The sequence below is a fragment of the Pseudomonas sp. KK18 genome (assembly GCF_037094675.1).
GTDB lineage: Bacteria > Pseudomonadota > Gammaproteobacteria > Pseudomonadales > Pseudomonadaceae > Aquipseudomonas.
Map to the genome: position 1 here is coordinate 3,247,374 of NZ_CP146605.1, position 20,841 is coordinate 3,268,214.

Annotated in this window: 19 protein-coding genes; 14 read left to right on the plus strand and 5 right to left on the minus strand. The window is 62.0% G+C overall.

Going from position 1 to position 20,841, the window contains the following annotated elements; translation table 11 throughout:
- From V6607_RS14860 to gloB, 4 genes are all read right to left on the minus strand, one after another.
- Positions 1-1,839, minus strand: coding sequence for an extracellular solute-binding protein (locus tag V6607_RS14860; RefSeq protein WP_134326414.1), 1,839 nt, complete (start codon positions 1,837-1,839; stop codon positions 1-3).
- Positions 1,836-3,665, minus strand: a complete 1,830-nt coding sequence (locus V6607_RS14865; protein ID WP_008435204.1) for an extracellular solute-binding protein — start codon at positions 3,663-3,665, stop codon at positions 1,836-1,838. The genes V6607_RS14860 and V6607_RS14865 overlap by 4 nt, the downstream gene beginning before the upstream one ends.
- Before the next feature lie 168 nt (positions 3,666-3,833).
- Positions 3,834-5,246, minus strand: coding sequence for a lytic transglycosylase domain-containing protein (locus tag V6607_RS14870; RefSeq protein ID WP_008435202.1), 1,413 nt, complete (start codon positions 5,244-5,246; stop codon positions 3,834-3,836).
- 98 nt (positions 5,247-5,344) lie between these two features.
- On the minus strand, positions 5,345-6,112 hold the full coding sequence (gloB, locus tag V6607_RS14875) for a hydroxyacylglutathione hydrolase (protein WP_134326415.1): 768 nt from the start codon (positions 6,110-6,112) through the stop codon (positions 5,345-5,347).
- A gap of 65 nt (positions 6,113-6,177) precedes the next feature.
- Between gloB and V6607_RS14880 the strand changes: the two genes are divergently transcribed.
- From V6607_RS14880 to dnaQ, 3 genes are all read left to right on the plus strand, one after another.
- Positions 6,178-6,936, plus strand: coding sequence for a methyltransferase domain-containing protein (locus V6607_RS14880; protein ID WP_008435200.1), 759 nt, complete (start codon positions 6,178-6,180; stop codon positions 6,934-6,936).
- A 101-nt stretch (positions 6,937-7,037) separates the two neighbouring features.
- A complete protein-coding gene (gene rnhA, locus V6607_RS14885) occupies positions 7,038-7,499 on the plus strand; it encodes a ribonuclease HI (RefSeq protein ID WP_134326416.1) in 462 nt (153 codons plus the stop codon).
- 60 nt (positions 7,500-7,559) lie between these two features.
- Entirely contained in the window at positions 7,560-8,300 is a 741-nt protein-coding gene (gene dnaQ, locus V6607_RS14890) for a DNA polymerase III subunit epsilon (protein WP_162835175.1), read from the plus strand.
- Positions 8,301-8,303: 3 nt separating this feature from the next.
- On the opposite strand, the gene V6607_RS14895 is transcribed toward dnaQ, so the two are convergent.
- Positions 8,304-9,170 carry a LysR substrate-binding domain-containing protein gene (locus V6607_RS14895; protein ID WP_032899368.1) on the minus strand — a complete coding sequence of 289 codons (867 nt, stop codon included), beginning with the start codon at positions 9,168-9,170 and terminating at the stop codon, positions 8,304-8,306.
- Positions 9,171-9,403: 233 nt separating this feature from the next.
- Here V6607_RS14895 and V6607_RS14900 point away from each other — a divergent pair, with 233 nt between their 5' ends.
- The 11 genes from V6607_RS14900 to tpx all read left to right on the plus strand — a co-directional run bounded on the left by V6607_RS14900 (position 9,404) and on the right by tpx (position 20,641).
- Positions 9,404-10,240: a transporter substrate-binding domain-containing protein gene (locus tag V6607_RS14900; protein ID WP_134326417.1), complete on the plus strand. Its 837-nt coding sequence runs from the start codon at positions 9,404-9,406 to the stop codon at positions 10,238-10,240.
- Between the two features lie 3 nt (positions 10,241-10,243).
- Complete coding sequence (locus V6607_RS14905; protein ID WP_102605662.1) at positions 10,244-11,050, plus strand: transporter substrate-binding domain-containing protein; 807 nt, start codon at positions 10,244-10,246, stop codon at positions 11,048-11,050.
- Positions 11,043-12,464 (plus strand): FAD-binding oxidoreductase, encoded by a 1,422-nt coding sequence (locus V6607_RS14910; protein WP_134326418.1) that lies wholly within the window; start codon positions 11,043-11,045, stop codon positions 12,462-12,464. Before V6607_RS14905 ends, V6607_RS14910 begins: the two co-directional genes overlap by 8 nt.
- Entirely contained in the window at positions 12,461-13,672 is a 1,212-nt protein-coding gene (locus V6607_RS14915) for an aminotransferase class I/II-fold pyridoxal phosphate-dependent enzyme (RefSeq protein ID WP_134326419.1), read from the plus strand. The genes V6607_RS14910 and V6607_RS14915 overlap by 4 nt, the downstream gene beginning before the upstream one ends.
- Positions 13,669-14,403, plus strand: a complete 735-nt coding sequence (locus V6607_RS14920) for an amino acid ABC transporter permease (RefSeq protein ID WP_134326420.1) — start codon at positions 13,669-13,671, stop codon at positions 14,401-14,403. The genes V6607_RS14915 and V6607_RS14920 overlap by 4 nt, the downstream gene beginning before the upstream one ends.
- A complete protein-coding gene (locus V6607_RS14925) occupies positions 14,393-15,085 on the plus strand; it encodes an amino acid ABC transporter permease (protein WP_003207487.1) in 693 nt (230 codons plus the stop codon). The genes V6607_RS14920 and V6607_RS14925 overlap by 11 nt, the downstream gene beginning before the upstream one ends.
- Positions 15,072-15,896 (plus strand): amino acid ABC transporter ATP-binding protein, encoded by an 825-nt coding sequence (locus V6607_RS14930; RefSeq protein ID WP_003207489.1) that lies wholly within the window; start codon positions 15,072-15,074, stop codon positions 15,894-15,896. The genes V6607_RS14925 and V6607_RS14930 overlap by 14 nt, the downstream gene beginning before the upstream one ends.
- Positions 15,897-15,912: 16 nt before the next feature.
- A complete protein-coding gene (locus tag V6607_RS14935; protein ID WP_134326421.1) occupies positions 15,913-16,509 on the plus strand; it encodes a cysteine dioxygenase in 597 nt (198 codons plus the stop codon).
- Positions 16,510-16,644: 135 nt separating this feature from the next.
- Complete coding sequence (locus V6607_RS14940; RefSeq protein ID WP_134326422.1) at positions 16,645-17,292, plus strand: glutathione S-transferase family protein; 648 nt, start codon at positions 16,645-16,647, stop codon at positions 17,290-17,292.
- 25 nt (positions 17,293-17,317) lie between these two features.
- On the plus strand, positions 17,318-20,032 hold the full coding sequence (metC, locus tag V6607_RS14945; protein WP_134326423.1) for a cystathionine beta-lyase: 2,715 nt from the start codon (positions 17,318-17,320) through the stop codon (positions 20,030-20,032).
- Between the two features lie 108 nt (positions 20,033-20,140).
- Complete coding sequence (gene tpx / locus V6607_RS14950; RefSeq protein WP_134326424.1) at positions 20,141-20,641, plus strand: thiol peroxidase; 501 nt, start codon at positions 20,141-20,143, stop codon at positions 20,639-20,641.
- The last annotated feature ends 200 nt before the right edge of the window (positions 20,642-20,841 follow it).

Sequence of the window (20,841 nt, forward strand, 5' to 3'; positions counted from 1 at the left end):
TCAGTCGCCCCCGCTCGCCGGATCGGCGCTCTGGTTGGTGTCCACGGTTATCGCAGGTTTCACGTCGGGTTTGCTCCACCAGGTGGCGGTGCCGACGTCATACCGTGGCGAGACCTTCGGATGGCCGAGGTGGTCCCAATACGCCACGCGGAAGGTCTTGATGTGCCAGTTGGGGATCACGTAGTAGCCGAACTGCAGCACGCGGTCCAGGGCCTTGGCGTGGGCCACCAGGCTCTTGCGCGAGTCGGAGTCGATGAGTTCTTCCACCAACTGGTCGATGGCCGGGTCTTTCAGGCCGATGTAGTTGCGGCTGCCGGGCTTGTCGGCGCTGGACGACTTCCAGTACTCGCGCTGCTCGTTACCGGGCGATGAGGATTGCGGGAAGCTGCCCACCACCATGTCGAAATCCCGGGAACGGATGCGGTTGATGTACTGCGAGATGTCGACCCGGCGAATCACCAGGTCGATCCCCAGGTCTGCCAGGTTACGCTTGAACGGCAACAGGATGCGTTCGAACTCGGTCTGTGCCAGCAGGAACTCGATGGTCACTGGCTTGCCGGTGGTGTCGACCATCTTGTCGTCGACGATCTTCCAGCCGGCCTCTTGCAGCAGTTGATAGGCCTCGCGCTGCTGGGTGCGGATCATGCCGCTGGCGTCGGTCTTCGATGGCTCGAAGGCTTCGGTAAACACCTGGGGCGGGATCTTGTCCCGCAGCGGTTCAAGAATCGCCAGCTCATCCGGGCCGGGCAGGCCGGTGGCGGCCATCTCGGAGTTTTCGAAATAACTGCGGCTGCGGGTGTAGGCGCCGTTGAACAGTTGCTTGTTGCTCCATTCAAAGTCCAGCAACAGGCTGATGGCCTTGCGCACTCGCACGTCCTGGAACATCGGCTTGCGGGTGTTGAACACGAAGCCCTGCATGCCGGTGGGGTTGCCGTTGGGAATTTCTTCCTTGATCAGGCGGCCCTGGGTGACGGCGGGGGTGTTGTAGGCATTGGCCCAGTTTTTCGCGCTGATTTCCAGCCAGTAATCGAACTGCCCGGCCTTGAGGGCTTCGAGGGCCACGGTGTTGTCGCGGTAGTAATCGGTGACCCGGTTATCGAAGTTGTAGAAGCCCTTGTTGATCGGCAGGTCCTTGGCCCAGTAGTCCTTGACCCGCTCGTAGCGGATCGAACGCCCGGCCTTGACCTCGGCCACCTTGTACGGGCCGCTGCCCAGCGGAATCTCCAGGTTGCCCTTGGAGAAGTCGCGGCCCTCCCAGTAATGCTTGGGCAACACTGTCAGTTGCCCAAGGATCAGCGGCAGTTCGCGGTTGTTGGTGCGCTTGAACTTGAACAGCACCCGCAGCGGGTCTTCGGCGATCACTTCGTCGACATCGGCGTAGTAGGTCTTGAAGATCGGCGAGCCGTCCTTCATCAGCGTCTGGAAGCTGAACACCACGTCTTCGGCACGGATCGGGTGGCCGTCGTGGAAGCGCGCTTCGGGGCGAATGTAGAAGCGCACCCAGCTGTTGTCCGGGGCCTTTTCGATCTTGCCGGCCACCAGCCCGTATTCGGTGATGGGTTCGTCCAGGCTTTGCTGGGCGAGGGTGTCGTAGATCAGGCCGATATCATCTGCCGGCACGCCCTTGCTGATGAATGGGTTGAGGCTGTCGAAGCTGCCCATGCTGGATACGCGGAAGGTACCACCCTTGGGGGCATCCGGATTTACGTAGTCGACGTGTTTGAAATCGGCGGGGTACTTGGGCGGTTCGTTGTAGAGGGTCAGGGCATGTTGCGGGGCCGCATTGGCCGCGGCGCAAAACAGCAGGCTGCCAAGGATCGCAGTACGCAAAGGTATCATTGGGCTTTCTCCGAAGCTTTCAGCCACCATGCGCTCAGGCCCAGGCTGTAGGGCGGCGTGGTGACGAAGGCGAACCGGTTGCGGTACGCCAGGCGATGATAGTTGAGGTACCAGTTGGGAATACTGTAGTGCTGCCACAGCAGGACGCGGTCCAGCGCCCGGCCGGCGGCCAACTGTTCTTCACGGGTTTGCGCCGCCAGCAGTTGGTCCAGCAGGTGGTCGACCACCGGGTTGGCGATGCCTGCGTAATTCTTGCTGCCCTTGATCCCCGCCTGGCTGGAGTGGAAATACTGCCACTGCTCAAGGCCGGGGCTGAGGGTCTGGTTGAGGGTCATCAGAATCATGTCGAAGTCGAACTGATCGAGGCGTTGTTTGTACTGTGCGCGGTCTACCGTGCGCAAGCGGGCATCGACGCCGATGCTTGTCAGATTCTCGACATAGGGCTGCAGGATGCGCTCCAGGTTCGGGTTCACCAGCAGAATCTCCAGCCTCAGCGGCTGCCCGTCACTGTTGAGCAAGCGTTGCCCGGACAGCTTCCAGCCGGCGTCCGCCAACAATGCGAGGGCGCGGCGCATCGTGTCGCGAGGAATGCCGCGACCGTCGGTCTGGGGCAGGCTGAAGGGCTGGGTAAACAGGTTGGCCGGCAGTTGGTCGCGATAGGGCGACAGCATCAGCCACTCATGACCGGTCGGCACGCCGGTGGCGGAGAATTCGCTGTTGGGGTAATAGCTGAGGCTGCGTTTATAGGCGCCGCTGAACAGGGTGCGGTTGGTCCACTCGAAATCGAACATCAGCCCCAAGGCTTCGCGGACCTTGGCCTGGCTGAAGGCCGGGCGCCGGCTGTTCATGAACAGTCCCTGGCTCTGGGTCGGTATCTGGTGGGCGATCTGCGCCTTGATCACATCGCCGCGGTTGACCGCCGGGAAGTTGTAGCCGTTGGCCCAGTTCTTCGCCTGGTGCTCGATATAGATATCGAACTCGCCGGCCTTGAACGCTTCGAAGGCCACGTCGCTGTCGCGGTAGAACTCCACCTCGACCTTGTCGTAGTTATACAAACCACGGTTGACCGCCAGGTCCTTGCCCCAGTAATCCTTGACCCGCTCGAACACCAGTTGTCGCCCGGGGCTGACCTTGCTGATGCGGTAAGGCCCACTGCCCAGCGGCGGCTCGAAGGTGGTGGCCTTGAAATCGCGGTTTTTCCAGTAATGCTGGGGCAATACCGGTAGCTCGCCCAGGCGCAGGATCAGCAACGGGTTGCCGGCGCGCTTGAACACAAAACGAATGCGATGCCGGTTAAGAATGTCGACCCGGGCCACTTCCTGCAGGTTGGTGCGGTACTGCGGGTGGCCTTCGGTCAGCAGCGTGCGATAGGAAAACGCCACGTCGTAGGCGGTGATCGGCTTGCCATCGTGAAACCGCGCTTCAGGGCGCAGGTTGAACACCACCCAGCTGCGGTCCTCGCTGTATTCCACCGATTGGGCAATCAGGCCGTAGCTGGAGGTGGGTTCATCGCCGGAAGGGGCATATTGGCCGGTGCCGACCATCAACGGCTCATTGAGCTCGTTGACGCCATATTGCAGGAAATTGGCGGTGGAAACCGGGCTGGAACCCTTGAAGGTGTACGGGTTGAGGGTGTCGAACGTGCCAAACGCCATGACCCGCAAGGTGCCGCCCTTGGGCGCTGCGGGGTTTACCCAGTCGAAGTGGGTGAATTTGGCCGGGTACTTGAGCGTGCCGAACTGCGCATAACCGTGGCTCTCGGTAATGGTCGCGTTCGCGGAAAAGCTCAAGGCCAGACTTATTAGTAGAAGGAGGGGACGCTTCAAGTCAGGGATCCGATCCAGGCGGCTTGGGCTTTATGAACCGTACAGTAACAGCTTGTTCCGATTGGAAAAAGGCTGGCGCCGTAGGAGGGAGGCTACAGGCTTGGGTGGGGGTTGGCAGGGTGAAGAACAAAGGGGGAGCTGTTGCCAGTTCCCCCTCGTGTTTGCTGCTTAGCGCGGCCCGGAAACCACCAGCATCTGCCCAGGTTTCAGCGCCTGGCCAGTGCGTGGGTTCCAGCGCTTGAGATGTTGCATCTCGACGTTGAAGCGCTTGGCGACGATGTACAGCGAATCGCCTTTCTTGACCTTGTACTGCACCGGCTTCTTGCTGTCGGCCTTGGCCACCAGCTTGCGGGTGTCCTGCATCACCAGGGTCTGGCCGACCTTGAGCGCCTGCCCATTGAGCTTGTTCCAGCGCTGCAGGTCATGTACATCGACCTTGTTGGCCTTGGCGATCAGCGTCAGGTTGTCGCCGCTGCGCACCTTGTAGTTGCGGGTGCGACCGGCAATGGCCTTGTGCTCAACGTCGTCGAACACCGGCTTTTTCGGGCGCATGCTCAGCAATTCTTCGGGCTTCATCGCCGAAAGGCTGCTGGCCAGCAACTGCGCCTTGGACGTCGGCACCAGCAAATGCTGCGGGCCGTCCAGGGTGGTGCGCTGTTTCAAGGCCGGGTTGAGCTGGAACAGTTCGTCTTCGTCGATCTCGGCCAGCGCGGCGACCCGTGACAGGTCCATGCTGGTCTTGATTTCTACCACTTCGAAGTACGGCGTGTTGGCGATCGGGTTCAGGTTGACGCCATACGCCTCGGGGGCCAGCACTACCTGGGACAGCGCCAGGAACTTGGGCACGTAGTCCTTGGTTTCCTGGGGCAGTGGCAGGTTCCAGTAGTCCGTCGGCAAACCGAGCTTCTCGTTACGCTCGATGGCCCGGCTGACCGTGCCCTCACCGGCGTTGTAAGCCGCCAGGGCCAGCAACCAGTCGCCGTTGAACATGTCATGCAGGCGAGTCAGGTAGTCGAGGGCGGCGGTGGTGGAGGCGGTGATGTCGCGGCGGCCGTCGTAGGCGCGGGTCTGACGCAGGTTGAAATAGCGCCCGGTGGCGGGAACGAACTGCCACAGGCCGACCGCATCGCTGCGGGAATAGGCCATTGGGTTGTAGGCACTTTCAATCACTGGCAGCAGCGCCAGCTCCAGCGGCATGTTGCGTTCTTCAAGGCGTTCGACGATGTAATGAATGTAGAGGCTGCCGCGTTCGCCGGCGTTCTCGAGGAAGGAAGGGTTGCTGGCAAACCACAATCGTTGCTGTTCAATGCGCGGGTTGACGCCTAACCCGTCCTGCAATTGAAAGCCCCGGCGCATGCGTTCCCAGACATCCTGGGGCACTTCCGGGCTTGGCTTCTCTGATAGCCAAAGGGGTTTTTGCTTGATCTTGGCGGTAAGGTTTGGCTTGGGTTGCACGGTGGATTGTGCGGCAAAATGGGTCGATTGGCAGCCCGCCAGAGTAGCGGACACAGCCACCGCCACGGCTTGAGCCAGGCGGGTCAATGCGTCTGAATGGTTGGTTTTACGAATAGATGACGACATTGGCTGGAAGTAAGTTCCGGGCAAAAATGTCGGGCGATTCTAGAAAGCGCGTGGGTTGCGGTCAACCATTCAGAAATTACGTACTAAATTCCGCGCGCTTAGAACGTATCTTTCCACGACCTCAAGCTAGCAAACACCTCACTCCCGGACCGGTTATCGCGGCCATTCCGTTCGTCCGCTTTTTCTTTAACGGATGTTTCAGAGGTCCGCAGAAAAGGGTTGGTGCGTTTTTCCAGGGCCAAAGTCGAAGGCAATGTTATCTGGCCGTTCGCCCGCAGTTGCCGCACGTTCTCCACCCGTTCGGCGATATCCGCGTTATGCGGTTCCACGGCCTGGGCGAATTTCAGGTTACTTTGTGTGTATTCGTGGGTGCAGTACACCAGCGTGTTGGCCGGCAAGGCCGCCAGGCGCTCCAGTGAGGTGTGCATTTGCTGCGGGGTGCCTTCGAACAGGCGGCCACAACCGGCGGCGAAGAGGGTGTCGCCACAGAACAGCACGCCCTCGTGATAAAAGGCGATGTGCCCCAGGGTATGGCCGGGTACGGCAAACACCTCGAAGTCCCAACCCAGCACGTTGATGCGGTCGTTATCCTGGAGTGCCACGTCCCGCGCCGGGATCTTTTCATTTGCCGGGCCGTAGACCGTGGCGCCTGAAACACTTTTAAGTTGCTCGACGCCGCCGACATGATCATGGTGATGGTGAGTCACCAGGATGTCGCTGAGGGTCCACTCGGGATGCTGCTGGAGCCAGGCCAGCACGGGCGCGGCATCACCGGGATCGACCACCGCGCAGCGCTTGTTCGGCTGATCCTGTAACAACCAGATGTAGTTATCGGTGAAGGCGGGCAGGGCACTGATCTGTATCATTCTTTGATTCGCCAAGCTGAACACATTGGTGCATCTTAGAGCTTCTTGGCGCGTTGGAGAATGCAATGACTGATAAAGCGTTCGCCCAGGCCGATCCCGAGTGGCTGGCACTGATCGGTGCCGCCCGTGAATGGCTGTCCGGGCCTGTCGGGCAATTTTTACTGGATGAAGAACGGCGCATGCTCGAAGACGAGCTGGGTCGGTTCTTTGGTGGTTACCTGGTGCATTACGGGCCGTCGGCACAAACCCCGCCGTCGGCACCCCAGGTGCAACGCAATGTGCGCCTGGGGGCGCCGCTGCCGGGGGTTGAAATCGTCTGCGAGGAGCAGGCCTGGCCGTTGAGCGAGCATGCGGCCGATGTGGTGGTGATGCAGCATGGCCTGGATTTCTGCCTGTCGCCCCACGGTTTGCTGCGCGAAGCGGCCAGCAGCGTGCGCCCTGGTGGCCATTTGCTGATCATTGGCATCAACCCCTGGAGCAGTTGGGGCTTGCGCCATGTGTTCGCCCATGACGGGCTGCGCCAGGCGCGCTGCATCTCGCCGTCGCGAGTCGGCGACTGGTTGAACCTGCTGGGCTTTGCGCTGGAGAAACGCCGCTTCGGGTGCTATCGTCCGCCGCTTGCGTCTGCCAAGTGGCAAGGCCGGCTGGCCGGCTGGGAACGCAGGGCCGGCGCCTGGCAATTGTCCGGCGGGGGTTTCTACCTGTTGGTGGCGCGCAAGATCGTCGTTGGCCTGCGCCCGGTGCGCCAGGTGCGTCGCGAGCCGATGGGCAAGCTGGTGCCGATGCCGATGGCCAAGGTCAATCGCAAGCAGAGCGAACAGTAAACATACCTTTTTGATTTCAGGTCGAGCCTCTCGACCTCGGGCACTTGTCGGTCGATTATCGGCAACCCGCTTTGATGGATCCCGCTTTAATGGACAGTGAAATGACCGATACCGTAGAACTCTTCACCGATGGCGCCTGCAAGGGTAACCCCGGCCCCGGCGGATGGGGCGCCTTGCTGGTGTGCAAGGGCGTGGAGAAGGAACTGTGGGGCGGCGAAGCCAACACCACCAACAACCGTATGGAACTGATGGGCGCGATCCGTGGCCTGGAAGAGCTCAAGCGCCGTTGCGACGTATTGCTGGTGACCGACTCCCAGTACGTGATGAAGGGCATCAACGAGTGGATGGTCAACTGGAAGAAGCGCGGCTGGAAGACTGCGGCCAAGGAGCCGGTGAAAAACGCCGACCTGTGGCAATTGCTCGATGAGCAATGCAATCGCCACAACATTACCTGGAAATGGGTGCGCGGGCACATCGGCCATCCCGGCAACGAGCGGGCCGACCAACTGGCCAACCGCGGTGTGGATGAAGTGCGCGGCACAAACAGAGCTGATGCCGGCTGACGTGTTAAGATCCCGCCCCTTGAAATGTACCAAACCGTTGAGAGCTGAACCCTGATGGCCATCCGATCTGTTGTACTCGATACCGAAACCACCGGCATGCCGGTGACCGACGGCCACCGGATCATTGAAATCGGCTGTGTCGAACTGATGGGCCGCCGCCTCACCGGCCGGCACTTCCACGTCTACCTGCAACCGGATCGGGAAAGTGACGAAGGCGCCATCGGCGTCCACGGCATCACCAACGAATTCCTGGTGGGCAAGCCACGGTTTGCCGAAGTGGCGGATGAGTTCTTTGAGTTCATCAACGGCGCGCAACTGATCATCCATAACGCGGCGTTCGACGTTGGCTTCATCAACAACGAATTCGCGCTGATGGGGCAGACCGACCGGGCTGATATTACCCGGCACTGCTCGATCCTCGACACCTTGATGATGGCGCGTGAGCGTCACCCGGGCCAGCGCAACAGCCTCGATGCGTTGTGCAAACGCTATGGCGTCGACAACTCCGGCCGTGAACTCCACGGCGCGTTGCTCGACTCCGAGATTCTCGCTGACGTCTACCTGACCATGACCGGTGGCCAGACCAGCCTGTCCCTGGCCGGTAATGCCTCGGACGGCAATGGTTCGGCGGAAGGCTCGGGCAATCGTCCTTCGGAAATCCGCCGCCTGCCAGCGGATCGCCAGCCCACTACGATTATTCGCGCCAGCGAGCAGGACATGGCCGAACACGCGGCGCGCCTTGAGGCGATCGCCAAGTCTGCTGGCGCACCCGCGCTGTGGACCCAATTGACCCAGCAATAACCTTTAGCCCAGCGCCAGCCCCTGGCTGGCCCTGATCAGGTCATATGCCTTGCGCGCAATCGGGTTCGCCGTGTTCGGACGGATCCACAGGTAGTACGTGACCTCCGGCATCCTCGGCAATCCATCGTTTTCCCCCAATACCCGCATATCCGGCCCTAGCATCTCCATGCTCCGAGGGGTCACGCCGAGCCCTGCGCGGGTTGCCGCCTTGATACCGATCAGGTTCGATGCCAGGTACGCCTGGCGCCACGGGATATTCGCCCGTTCCAGCGCCTCAAGGGCGTAGCGCCGATAAATGCTCGGCTCATCCACCAGAATCAATGGCAGCGGCTCGCTTGGCGAGTGAATGTATTGCGCCGAACAAATCCACCACACCGGCGAGGTGCGCAGCGCAAAGCCTTCGAGGTTGGCATCGGCGCGGGTGGAAATCACCATGTCGACCTTGCCCCGGTGCAGGTCATCCATCAGGAACGGGCTGCGCCCGACGTCGATCTCCAGGCGCAGGCGCGGTGCCGAGCGGGCGATGTGGCTGAGGATCGGCGGCAGGATGGTGTCGGCGATGTCGTGGGGCGAGCCGATACGCAGTACGCCGCTGAGGCTGCTTTCCCGCAGGGAATTGAGTGCATCGTCATTCAGCGAGAGCATCTGCCGCGCATGCCGCAACAGTTGCATCCCGGGTTCTGTCAGTTGTTTTTGCCGGCCACGTTTTTCAAACAGGCTGACGCCCACTTGTTGTTCCAGACGCTGCATATGCTGGGTGACGGAAGATTGTGTGCGTGCCAGGTGAGTGCCGGCTTCGGCAAAGCTGTGGTGGTCGACCACGGCGATAAAGGTGCGGAGCAGTTCAAGATCGAGGGTCGACATGGCCATTCCAGGGCGTTTTTATATCAAGGGTGCGAAGATAAACATTACAGATGTTTATGTTTTGTCGCGCCGGGTTTTTACGAGGGCTAATGAATTCGAGTATATGGCCAAAAGTAAGCGCGTCCATATACGGGAAGTTATAACGATATTAGATATTTGAATTTCCGTTAGCCCGGCACTCTCCCTAGCATGCCCCCACATCAGGTCGGGGTACGCCGATCGCTAATGAGGGGAGTTCCATGGGGTTTGTGCGCGCGGCGGTAAAACGAAGGTTGCCTGTGGTCCTGGGCGCGTTGATCGCCCTGGGCGGCAGCGCAGTGGCTCAGGCCGATGCGACCCTGGACAAGATCCAGCAGCGCCATGTGCTGGTGGTCGGCGTGCTGCTGTCTGGCGGGCCGTTTGGCGGCATCGACCCCACCACCCAGAAGCCCAGGGGCTTGAACGTCGACCTGGCCAACGAGCTGGGCCGTCAGTTGGGCGCCGAGGTGCAGCTGGTGCCGGTATTGCCGGCCAACCGTGTGCAGTTCCTGCAACAGGGCAAGGTCGACCTGCTGATCGCCAATATGGAATGGACCGCCGAGCGTGGCGAGATCCTCGGGTTCGTGCCGACGCCGTTCTACAAGATCGGCGGCACTGCTGCCGTACTCAAGGACAGCAAGATCACCCGCTGGGAAGATCTCAAGGACCAGCCGGTGTGCACCTCCCAGGGCAGCAGCTACATCAAGCCGCTGACCGAACTGGGCGCGCAGATCAAGGCCTTCAAGAGCTCTTCGGAATCCCTGCTGGCCCTGCGCGGCAACAACTGCGTCGCCGCGGTGCATGACTCCACCCTGGTCAACCCGCTGATCAACGACAGCGCCGAATGGAAGGATTACCGCACCCTCAGTCCCGAGCTGAACCCGGCGCCATCGGTAATCTGGACCCGCCGTGGCGAGAGCGACACCCAGGCCAAACTCGACCCGATCGTCAAGGACCTGCACCGCAGCGGCTGGCTGATCGAAGCCCAGACCCGCAACCACATCACCCCGGCGTCCCCGGCGCTGGTGGAGTTGCAAAAACAGTTCAAGGGCGCCTGACACATGACATTGAGAACCCTGACCGCCTTGGGCCTGGCACTGTGCGCCAGCCTGGTCCACGCCGACGCCACCCTCGACAAGATCCAGCAACGCCACGCCATCAGCGTCGGCGTGATCCTCAGCGGTCCGCCGTTTGGCACCATCGACCCCAAGACCGGCGAACACCTGGGCTACAACGTCGAACTGGCCAAGGGCCTGGGCCAGGCGCTGGGTGTGGAGACCAGGACCGTTTCGGTACTGGCGCCCAACCGCGTGCAGTTCCTGCAACAGGGCAAGGTCGACGTGCTGATCGCCAACATGCAGTACACCGACGAACGCGCCGAGATTCTCGACTACGTGCCCACGCCCTATGAAGAGGTCGGCGGCGCGGCGTTGATCCGCAAAGGCGCCGGCATCACCCAGTGGGCCGACCTCAAGGGCAAGCCGGTGTGCGTGTCCCAGGGCAGCAACTTCATCAAGCCGTTGCAGGAAACCTACGGCGCGCAGATCAAGGCGTTCCGCAGCCAGTCCGAATCTTTGCTGTCGTTGCGCGGCAATGGCTGTGTGGCGGCGGTGCACGTCAGCCCGACCATGCACGCGCTGCTCGGCGATGCCGAATGGTCCGGCTACGAGATCCCGTTGCCGGGGGATTTGATCCCGTCCAAATCCGTGATCTGGATCCGCAAAGGCGAACACGACACCCAGGCCAGGCTCGACGCCATCGTGCGCGACTGGCATCGCAGCGGCTGGTTGATCGCCCTCGGCGAACGTACCGGCATGGCTCCGTCCCAAGCCCTGCGTGATCTGCACGAGCAGTACAGCCATGAGTGAAGCGCTATTCGCCACCCTGCAACAACTGCTCGGCGCCGCCCATGTGCAGCGCAGCGAAGACGCCGCCCAGTACCTGACCGACAAACAGGGCCGCTACACCGGCCAGGTGATCGCCGTGGTGCACCCGGCCAACACCGAGGAAGTGGCCGCCGTGGTGCGTGCGTGTGTCGCCCTGGAAGCGCCCATCGTGGTCCAGGGCGGCAACACCGGCCTGATGGCGGGTGCCACACCGGATGCCAGCGGCCGCGCGGTATTGTTGCTGCTCGACCGCATGAACCGGGTGCGTGTGATCGATACCGACAACGACACCCTGACCGTCGAAGCCGGCTGCATCCTGCAAAACATCCAGGACGTGGCCCGTGAAGCCGATCGCCTGTTTCCATTGAGTCTGGGCGCCGAAGGCAGTTGCACCATCGGCGGCAACCTTGGCACCAATGCAGGCGGCACCGCCGTGCTGCGTTATGGCAACACCCGCGAGTTGACCCTGGGCCTGGAAGTGGTGACCGCCGAAGGCGAAATCTGGAATGGCCTGCGAGGGTTGCGCAAGGACAACACCGGCTACGACCTGCGGGATTTGTACGTGGGCAGCGAAGGTACCCTCGGGATTATCACCGCCGCGACCCTGAAGCTGTTCCCGCTGCCCAAGGCCCAGGCGACAGCGCTGCTGGCGTTTGACGAGTTGGCCCAGGCGGTGGCGTTCCTGTCCCATGCCCGCGCCGGTTTTGGTGCAAACCTCACTGCATTCGAATTGCTCAGCGCCGATTGCCTGGCGTTGTTGCGCGAGCAATTTCCCGAGGGCCCGCAACCATTTCTCAACGCCAGTCAACCCTGGTTTGCCTTGCTGGAGCTGTCGGATAACCACGGTGAAACCCACGCCCGCGAAGCCTTCGAAACGGTCCTCGGTGAAGCCTTCGAACAGGCACTGCTGGCCGACGCACTGATCGCCGAAAGCCTGGCGCAAAGCGAAGCGCTATGGCTGCTGCGGGAGAACATGAGCGAAGCGCAGAAGCGTGCCGGACGCAATATGAAGCACGATATCTCGGTGCCCATTTCGCAAATCGTCGCCTTCGTCGCCCATACCGATGCGCTGTTGCAGACGCATTTCCCCGGTGTTCGCAACTTCACGTTCGGGCACCTGGGGGACGGCAACCTGCATTACAACGTGGCCCATCCGCTGGATTCAACGGTTGACGAGCACATGCGCAACTACGCCGAATTGAGCTTGCTGGTACACGACAGCGCCCATGCCCACGGCGGCTCCATCAGCGCCGAACACGGGATTGGCCAGCGCAAGGTCGGCCTGCTGGGCCGCTACAAAAGCCCGGTGGAACTGGACCTGATGCGCCGCATCAAGCGGGCCCTCGACCCGAAAAACCTGCTCAATCCCGGCAAAGTCATTGAGGTGCAGCCATGACCGTTCGCTTGTCCAAGCGGGTGCAGCGCGTGTCGCTGTCGGCCAATGCGGCGGCCAAATCCCGCGCCACGGAACTGCGTGACGCCGGCCGCGACATTCTGGACCTGACCACCGGCGAGCCGGATTTCGATACCCCGGAGCACATCAAGCAAGCCGCCTGCGCAGCCATTGCTGCGGGCGCCACCAAGTACACGCCGACACCCGGGGTAAAAGCCTTGCGCATGGCCGTGCAGCGAAAACTGGCCGAAGAAAACCACCTGGACTATTCGCTGCCGAATATCGTGATCGCCAACGGCGCGAAACAGATCATCTTCAACGCCTTCGCCGCAACCCTCGACGACGGCGATCAAGTGCTGGTGCCGACGCCTTACTGGCCGTCGTTCCCCGACAGCGTGCGCTTCAACGGTGGCGAGCCGGTGTTTATCGAGTGCGGGCTGGAGCAGGGCTGCAAACTGCTGCCCGCCCAGCTGGAGCAACACATCAATCAACGCACCCGCTGGCTGATCCTTAACGGCCCGGGCAACCCGAGCGGTGCGGTGTATAGCGAGGCTGAACTGCATGCGCTGGCCGAGGTGCTGCGTCGCCATCCCCAGGTGCTGGTGCTGCTGGATGAACTCTACGAACACATCCGCTTCGACGGGCGCCCGGCCCAGAGCCTGCTGAACGTTGCGCCGGATTTGCAGGACCGTTGCCTGCTGGTGGGCGGCGTGTCCAAGACCTACGCCATGACGGGCTGGCGCATCGGTTTCGGCGCCGGGCCGCAGGCCTTGACCCATGCAATGGCGGTTGTTCAGTCGCAATCCACCTCCGGTGCTTCCTCCGTGGGCCAGGCTGCTGCATTGGCGGCATTCACCGGCGGACTGGGCTTTTTGGCCGAGCAGGTAGCGGCCTATCAGCTGCGCCGGGACCTGTTGATGATGGCCCTCGGCACCGTCGTGGGCCTGGAAGTACTCGAACCCCAGGGCGGCTTTTTCGTGTTCGTGCGTTGCGCCGGTTTGCTTGGCCGCTATCGCCCGGACGGTCAGTGCCTGAACGATGACGGCGATGTCGTCGCGTACTTGCTGGAGGAGGGCGTCGCCGGAGTAGCGGGCAGTGCCTACGGCCTGTCGCCGTGGTTTCGCCTGTCCATCGCCACGGCGACCGACAGCGTGGCCGAGGCCGGCCGCCGTATCGCTGTCGCCTGCGGCAAGCTGCGGGGCGTCGAATGAGTCATTGGCTGGAGCTTTTTGTGCACTGGGCCGCCGGTATCGGCCTCAACTACAGCTTCCTGCTGGATGCCTATCAGCGCGGCACCCTGGAGCAGGGCGCGTTGACCACCGTGCTGTTGTGCCTGTTCACCGTCGTTGGCAGCCTGCTGGCCGGGATCAGCCTGGCAACGCTGCTGACTTCCGGCAACCCGTGGCTGGCCAAACCGGCGCGGGTGTTTATCGAAGTCACCCGCAACACGCCGACCCTGGTGCAGCTGTACTGCGCATTCCTGGTGTTGAACATGCTGCTGACCCAGGCCGTCGGCGCGGCCAACCCGCTGACGCCGTTTGCCTGGGTGGTGATCGTGATTTCGCTGCACAAGGGCGCGTTCCACGCCGAAGCCCTGCGCGCCGGCATCGAAGCGGTGCCCGCCGTGACCCTGGAAGCCGCCAGCTCCCTGGCGTTCAGCAGTCGGCAATTGCTGTGGAATGTGCAGTTGCCGTTGGCCCTGCGCTTCGCGCTGCCGTCGCTGATCAACAACCTGATCGACCTGGTGAAAATGACCGCCGTGGCCTCGGCCATCGCCGTGGGCGACATCACTTACGCCTCGATCATGATCTGGACCCAGAGCGATAACGTGCTGGAGCTGATGATTCTGATCCTGAGCTTTTTCGGCTTGCTGAGTTTTACCGTCAATTGTGTGGGGCGCTGGCTGGAAGCGCGCCTGAGGATGCCCGGCTATGGCCATTGATTCATTCCCGGTGCTGTCGGCGTTGCTGCAATGGTCGCCGGCGCTGGTGACTGGTTTCGGCCAGAACATCCTGATCAGCCTGGTGGCGATTGGTCTTGGTTCGCTGCTGGGCCTGATGGTGGGCGCGTTGGCCCTGTCACCCCTTCGCCTGCTTCGGTTGCCCGCGCGGATCTGGGTGCAGGTTTTCCGCAATGCACCGTGGCTGGTGCTGATCTATTTCACCACCTACGTGTTCCCGTTCGAGATCCATATCGGCAGCAGCTACGTGTCGTTCCCGGACTGGGTCAAGGTGACGATTGGCCTGGCATTGCCGGCCAGCGCCAACGTGGCGGAGATCTTTCGCGGCGCCATCGGCTCGATCCCCAGCACCCAGTGGGAGGCGGCGCGCTCACTGGCATTTACCCGCGGCCAGATATTCAGCTCGATCATTCTGCCCCAGTGCTTCAAGCGCATGTTGCCGCCGTGGATGAACCTCTACGCGGTGGTCACCATGGGCACCGCCCTGGCGTCGCTGGTGGGCGTGCACGACGTGATCGACACCGCACAGATCGCCAGCAACACCGTGAACATGACCGGCTTTACCGTGGTGATCTACCTGAGTTTGCTGGTGCTGTTCTTTGCCTACTGCTACCCGATTTCCCGTTTGACCCAACGCCTGGAGCGCCGTTATGCCTTCTATTGAACCCCTGGTCAGCCTGCGGGATTTGCAGCTGTCGTTCGGTGACAACCGGGTGCTCAAGGGCATCGACCTCGATGTGCATCGCGGCCAGGCGGTGTCGATCATCGGCCCGTCGGGCTCGGGCAAGTCGACCATCCTGCGTTGCATCACCGGCCTGTTGCAGCCCCAGCGCGGCACCATTCGCGTGGGCGAAACCCGGGTCGATACGCTGACCCAGGAAGCGCAGCGTATCGAGTTGCGCAAGCGTGTGGGTTTTGTGTTCCAGCAATACAACCTGTTCCCGCATTTGTCCGTGCTGGAAAACCTGGTGATCGCCCCGCGCAAAGTGCTCGGTCGCAACCGTGCCGATGCCGAGAAAGATGCCCGGGCGCTGTTGGCCAAAGTGCGCATGGAGCACAAGGCCGATGCCTATCCGGGCCAATTGTCCGGCGGCCAACAGCAGCGGGTGGCGATTGCCCGGGCGTTGGCGATGCGCCCCGAGCTGATCCTGTTCGATGAAGTGACCTCGGCCCTGGACCCGGAAACCGTCGGTGAAGTACTGACGGTGATTCGCGAGCTGACCGAAGAAGGCATGACCTGCGTGCTGGTGACCCACGAAATGCGCTTTGCCGAAGAGATCAGCGACATCGTCTATTTCACCGAAAACGGCGTGATCGTCGAGCACGGCAGCGCCGAGCAGATCTTCCAGCGCCCCACCAGTGAACGGACCCAGGAATTCCTGCGCCATGCCTTGGGCGATCCCGGCCGTCGGCCGCCGATCGCCAACGATCCGTACCTGTTGACCAACCTGAGCCGCTACACCCTGTCCGTCTAACAAGAGGAACCTCGTCATGAGTACCGCAAACCGTGCCGCCGTTATCGAAGACTTCCTGCAGCAGATCCGCGTCATCAACCAGCGTGGCGTAGACCGCGCGGCCCTGGTGGAAATCGTCGGGCTGCTGGAAACCCTGGCCGAGCGCCGGGACCTGTTCAACTTCAGCGAATTCCCCGCGCCGGTGCCGGGCCAGGGCAGTACCGCGTTCCGCTATCGCCTGAACGACGACGGCGACACGCCCACCCTGTACCTGAACTCGTTGCTGCCGGGCAAAAGCACCCTCCCGCACAACCACGAAACCTGGGCGATCATCAGTGCCGTTGAAGGCCAGGAAATCAACTACGTGTATGGCCGCAACGATGAAGGGCGTGAGGAAGGCTTCACCACCCTGACCCTTGAGAAAGAAGTCGTCGTGCAGCCGGGCACCTCTATCTCGTTCCTCGGTGAAGACCTGCACGGGATTCGCGTTGAGGGTGAGCAGCCGACCTTGCATTTCCACCTGTACGGCTTGCCGCTGGAATCCCTCAATGGCCGTTACGGCGTTGAAGCAGACGGCCGGATCCTCAACTACAACGCATCGCAGATGGCGCCTTCAATCCGGGCCTATTCCTGAGCACAACACACATCAAATGTGGGAGCGGGCTTGCTCGCGAATGGGGTGTGTCAGCCAATGAATGCGTTTCTGGCCCACCGCATTCGCGAGCAAGCCCGCTCCCACAATTGGATCCGCGTTCATCCAGGGTTTTTTATGATTGATCTGTATTACTGGCCTACGGGCAACGGCCTGAAAGTCGGCATCCTGCTGGAAGAGCTGGAGGCGGAGTACCGCCTGATTCCGGTCAACATCCGCGAAGGCGCGCAGAAGCAGGAAAGCTTCCAGCGCATCAGTGCGAATGGGCGGATTCCGGCGATTGTCGACCACCGCCTTGAAGCACCCCTGAGCCTGTTCGAGTCCGGGGCGATCCTGAACTACCTGGCGGACAAGGCCGGGCGCTTCCTGCCGCCCGCCGGCAGCGCCGAGCGCCAGAAGGTCCAGGAGTGGCTGTTCTGGCAGGTAGGGCATATCACCCCGTACCTGAGCCAGTTGCAGCTGTTCAAGGAGAAGGCCCCGGAACCGATTCCCTTTGCCCTGGACCTGCTGAACGCCGAAGCCACGCGCCTGTATCGGGTGCTGGAGCAGCGCCTGGCCGAGGTGCCGTATGTGGCGGGCGAATATTCGGTGGCCGACATGGCGATCTTCCCGTGGATCCAGCCCCTGCGCCAAGGCCAGGACCTGGCGGACTACCCGAACATCCAGGCCTGGCGTCTGCGCATCAAGGCGCGCCCGGCAATCCAGCGGGCCTATGCCAAGGGCCGTGAAGTGGCCGCCGGCGAGCGTTCGCTGGCCTTGCAGTAACCCATCTATTTTTTGCGGGACTTCCATGAGCCAGACCATCACACCCGGGCAATTGCAACAATGGCTGTTTGACGGCCAGGAAATCGCCCTGTTCGACGTACGCGAGCACGGCCAATACGGCGAGGCCCACCTGTTTCACGGGGTGAACCTGCCCTATAGCCGCCTGGAACTGGAGGTGCAGCGCCTGGCACCGAATCCCCGGGTGCGCCTGGTGATCTACGACCAGGACGGCGGCGATGTGGCTGCGCGCACGGCACTGCGTTTGCAAGCGCTGGGCTACCGCCATGTGCATGTACTGGAAGGTGGTGCGAACGCTTGGCAGGCGGCGGGTCTGCAGTTGTTCGCCGGGGTGCATGTGCCGTCGAAAGCCTTTGGCGAATTGGTGGAAGAGGCCAGCCACACACCCCACGTCACCGCGCAGCAACTGGCGGACTGGCAGGCCACGGGCGAGCCGCTGGTGGTGCTGGACGGTCGGCCGTTCGATGAATACCGCAAGATGACCATTCCCGGTTCGATCTGCTGCCCCAATGGTGAGCTGGGCTACCGCGTGCACGACCTGGTGCCGGATGAAACCACGCCGATCGTGGTCAATTGCGCCGGGCGTACCCGCAGCATTATCGGTGCCCAGACGTTGATCAATCTGGGTGTGAAGAACCCGGTTTATGCATTGGAAAACGGTACCCAGGGTTGGTACCTGGCGAATTTCAAACTGGAGCATGGCAGTACCCGGCGTTATGCCGATCAGGTCTCGACGGATCTGGCCCGACAGCGCGCGGCTGCCCGGCAATTGGCGGAGCGGGCAGGGGTAGTCAGTGTCAAGGCGGAGCAGGTTCGCCAATGGGCAACGGACCCGGCCCGTAGCCTGTTCCTGTGCGATGTGCGTACCGCTGAAGAATTTGCCGCCGGCAGTTTGCCGGGGGCGCAACACACGCCGGGCGGGCAATTGATCCAGTCCACCGACCTGTACATCGGCGTGCGTCAGGCACGGGTGGTGCTGCTGGACAGTGATGGTGTGCGTGCGCCGATTGTCGCCAGTTGGCTGCGGCAGTTGGGACATGAGGCGTATGTGCTGGAGGGTGGCGTCCACAGTGGATTGGCGCTGGAGGTCAAGGAGGCCGTGCCCTTTGACGCGCTGCCGCTGATCTCGGTGCAGGCGCTGGCCGAGGCGCTGAAGGACGACACCGTGGACCTGGTGGACCTGCGCCCGAGCATGATCCATCGCAAGGGCCGGATTGTCGGTTCGCGCTGGTCGATTCGTTCGCGGTTGACCGCTGGTGGGCGTCCACTGGTGCTGCTGGCTGATGATCCGGCACTGGCCGCTTTTGCTGCGTTGGGCTTGGGCGGCGATGTGCGTTTGCTCGACGGCGGCTATGCCGCGTGGGTTGCGGCCGGTTTGCCGGTGATCGAGGATGCGCAAACGCCTCCGGACAACCAGTGCATCGACTTCCTGTTCTTCACCCACGACCGCCACAGCGGCAACAAGGACGCTGCCCGCCAATATCTCGCCTGGGAAATTGGCCTGTTGGCACAGATGAGCGAAGCGGAAATCGCCAGTCTCAAGCCGTTGTTGCCCGCGTCACGGGTGCGTACCCGGCTGATTCACGCGGCGCGTACCGAAGGCGGCAATGGTGGTCGGGCGGTGAACGTACCGATCACCCGCCTGAGCACCGTGCTGTTCGACAACCTGGCCCAGATGCGTGACGCCCGCTCCCGACGCGACAGTGAGCGGGTCCTGAGTTACGGCGCACGCGGCAATCCCACTGCTTTTGCCCTTGAAGACCTGGTCACCGAACTTGAGGGTGGCTATCGCACACGGCTGTATGGCACCGGGCTCGCCGCCGCGGCGCAGACGTTCCTGGCCTACCTGCGGCCCGGCGACCATGTGTTGATCACCGACGCCGTCTATTCGCCGGTGCGCAAACTGGCCCGGGAGTTCCTCCAGCCATTCGGCATCGAAGTCAGCTATTTCGCCCCGGACGGCAGCGGCCTGGAAGCGCAACTGCAGGCCAACACCAAAATGGTCTACGCCGAAGTGCCGGGTTCGCTGCTGTATGAGCTGTGTGACCTGCCCGCGCTAGCCGCACTGTGCAAGCCGCGGGGCATTCTGTTGGCGGTGGACAACACCTGGGGCTCGGCGTACCTGTACCGCCCGCTGGCGCTGGGTGCCGACATCTCGATCATGGCCTTGACCAAGTACCTTGGCGGCCACAGTGACGTGATGATGGGCAGCGTCTGCACCACCGAAGCGGCATGGCCGGCCCTGGCGAAAATGAGCGATACCTTTGGCAATGCGGTGAGTGCCGACGATGCCTACCTGATCCTGCGTGGCGCACGCACCCTGGCCTCTCGGCTGGACGTGCACGAGCGCCAGGCGTTGAAGATTGCCCAGTGGTTGCAGGCGCAGCCGCAGGTCAAGCGGGTGTTTCATCCGGCACTGGCGGAGCATCCTGGCCACGCGCTGTGGAAGCGTGACTTCAGCGGGAGCAACGGTTTGCTGTCCTTCGAACTCGACCGCGCGGATGCCGGCTACGTCGAACGGTTTATCGACGGCCTGCAGCTGTTTGGCCTGGGCGCATCCTGGGGCGGCTTTGAAAGCCTGGTGACCCTGGCCGATACACAGGATCGCCAGAGCGCCGCCGACCGTGGATTGAACCCGGTGGTGCGCCTGCATGTGGGGCTGGAGGATGTGGAGGCGTTGATCGAGGATCTGCAGCGCGGGTTCGTGGCGGCGGGGCGTTGAGCCTCGCACCATGACAATTTGCGTCCGCCCATAGGTGCCAATCGAACTTTGTGTTTAACTTCGGCACCTGAAATTCGTTTCACTACCACCACTAGAAGGATTCCGTTCATGGCTCAAGTTACCCTCCGAGGCAACCCTGTCCAGGTCGAAGGCGATTTGCCGAAAGTCGGCGCCAAGGCGCCAGACTTCACCCTGACTGCCGGCGACCTGTCTGACGCGACCCTGGCGACTTTCGCCGGCAAGCGCAAAGTGCTGAACATTTTCCCAAGCGTTGATACCCCGACCTGCGCCACTTCGGTTCGCAAGTTCAACGCTCAGGTCAACGACGTGAACAACACCGTAGTGTTGTGCATCTCCACCGACCTGCCATTTGCCCAGGCGCGTTTCTGCGGTGCCGAAGGCCTGGAAAACGTGAAGAACCTGTCGGACTTCCGTGAGGCAGCCTTTGCTGTCGACTACGGTGTAGCGCTTGCTGATGGCCCGCTCCGCGGCCTGACCGCCCGTGCCGTCGTGGTACTGGACGAGAACGACAACGTACTGCACAGCGAACTGGTCAGCGAAATTGGCCAAGAGCCGAACTACGAGGCAGCCCTGGCTGTTTTGAAGTAACTGTTACTACGCATTACTGTCGTTTTGCAGTAACACGCGTGATGCAGTATTACGGCCTGGCCTAGTCCAGGCCGTTTTTATTTGTGCTTCAGAGGCTTAGCCAGATAGCGAATGGACTAAGCACAGAAGTTAAAAGTTGTAATCCAAGGTAAATAGCCGGTAAAGGCGCTTTTCTTAACGCGCCCCAGTGCTTATCTTTC

Coding starts and splice junctions, on each gene's coding strand:
- V6607_RS14860 (WP_134326414.1), bottom strand. CDS start 1,839: ATGATACCTTTGCGTACTGCGATCCTTGGCAGCCTGCTGTTTTGCGCC.
- V6607_RS14870 (WP_008435202.1), bottom strand. CDS start 5,246: ATGTCGTCATCTATTCGTAAAACCAACCATTCAGACGCATTGACCCGC.
- gloB (WP_134326415.1), bottom strand. CDS start 6,112: ATGATACAGATCAGTGCCCTGCCCGCCTTCACCGATAACTACATCTGG.
- V6607_RS14880 (WP_008435200.1), top strand. CDS start 6,178: ATGACTGATAAAGCGTTCGCCCAGGCCGATCCCGAGTGGCTGGCACTG.
- rnhA (WP_134326416.1), top strand. CDS start 7,038: ATGACCGATACCGTAGAACTCTTCACCGATGGCGCCTGCAAGGGTAAC.
- V6607_RS14895 (WP_032899368.1), bottom strand. CDS start 9,170: ATGGCCATGTCGACCCTCGATCTTGAACTGCTCCGCACCTTTATCGCC.
- V6607_RS14900 (WP_134326417.1), top strand. CDS start 9,404: ATGGGGTTTGTGCGCGCGGCGGTAAAACGAAGGTTGCCTGTGGTCCTG.
- V6607_RS14905 (WP_102605662.1), top strand. CDS start 10,244: ATGACATTGAGAACCCTGACCGCCTTGGGCCTGGCACTGTGCGCCAGC.
- V6607_RS14910 (WP_134326418.1), top strand. CDS start 11,043: ATGAGTGAAGCGCTATTCGCCACCCTGCAACAACTGCTCGGCGCCGCC.
- V6607_RS14915 (WP_134326419.1), top strand. CDS start 12,461: ATGACCGTTCGCTTGTCCAAGCGGGTGCAGCGCGTGTCGCTGTCGGCC.
- V6607_RS14920 (WP_134326420.1), top strand. CDS start 13,669: ATGAGTCATTGGCTGGAGCTTTTTGTGCACTGGGCCGCCGGTATCGGC.
- V6607_RS14925 (WP_003207487.1), top strand. CDS start 14,393: ATGGCCATTGATTCATTCCCGGTGCTGTCGGCGTTGCTGCAATGGTCG.
- V6607_RS14930 (WP_003207489.1), top strand. CDS start 15,072: ATGCCTTCTATTGAACCCCTGGTCAGCCTGCGGGATTTGCAGCTGTCG.
- V6607_RS14935 (WP_134326421.1), top strand. CDS start 15,913: ATGAGTACCGCAAACCGTGCCGCCGTTATCGAAGACTTCCTGCAGCAG.
- V6607_RS14940 (WP_134326422.1), top strand. CDS start 16,645: ATGATTGATCTGTATTACTGGCCTACGGGCAACGGCCTGAAAGTCGGC.
- metC (WP_134326423.1), top strand. CDS start 17,318: ATGAGCCAGACCATCACACCCGGGCAATTGCAACAATGGCTGTTTGAC.
- tpx (WP_134326424.1), top strand. CDS start 20,141: ATGGCTCAAGTTACCCTCCGAGGCAACCCTGTCCAGGTCGAAGGCGAT.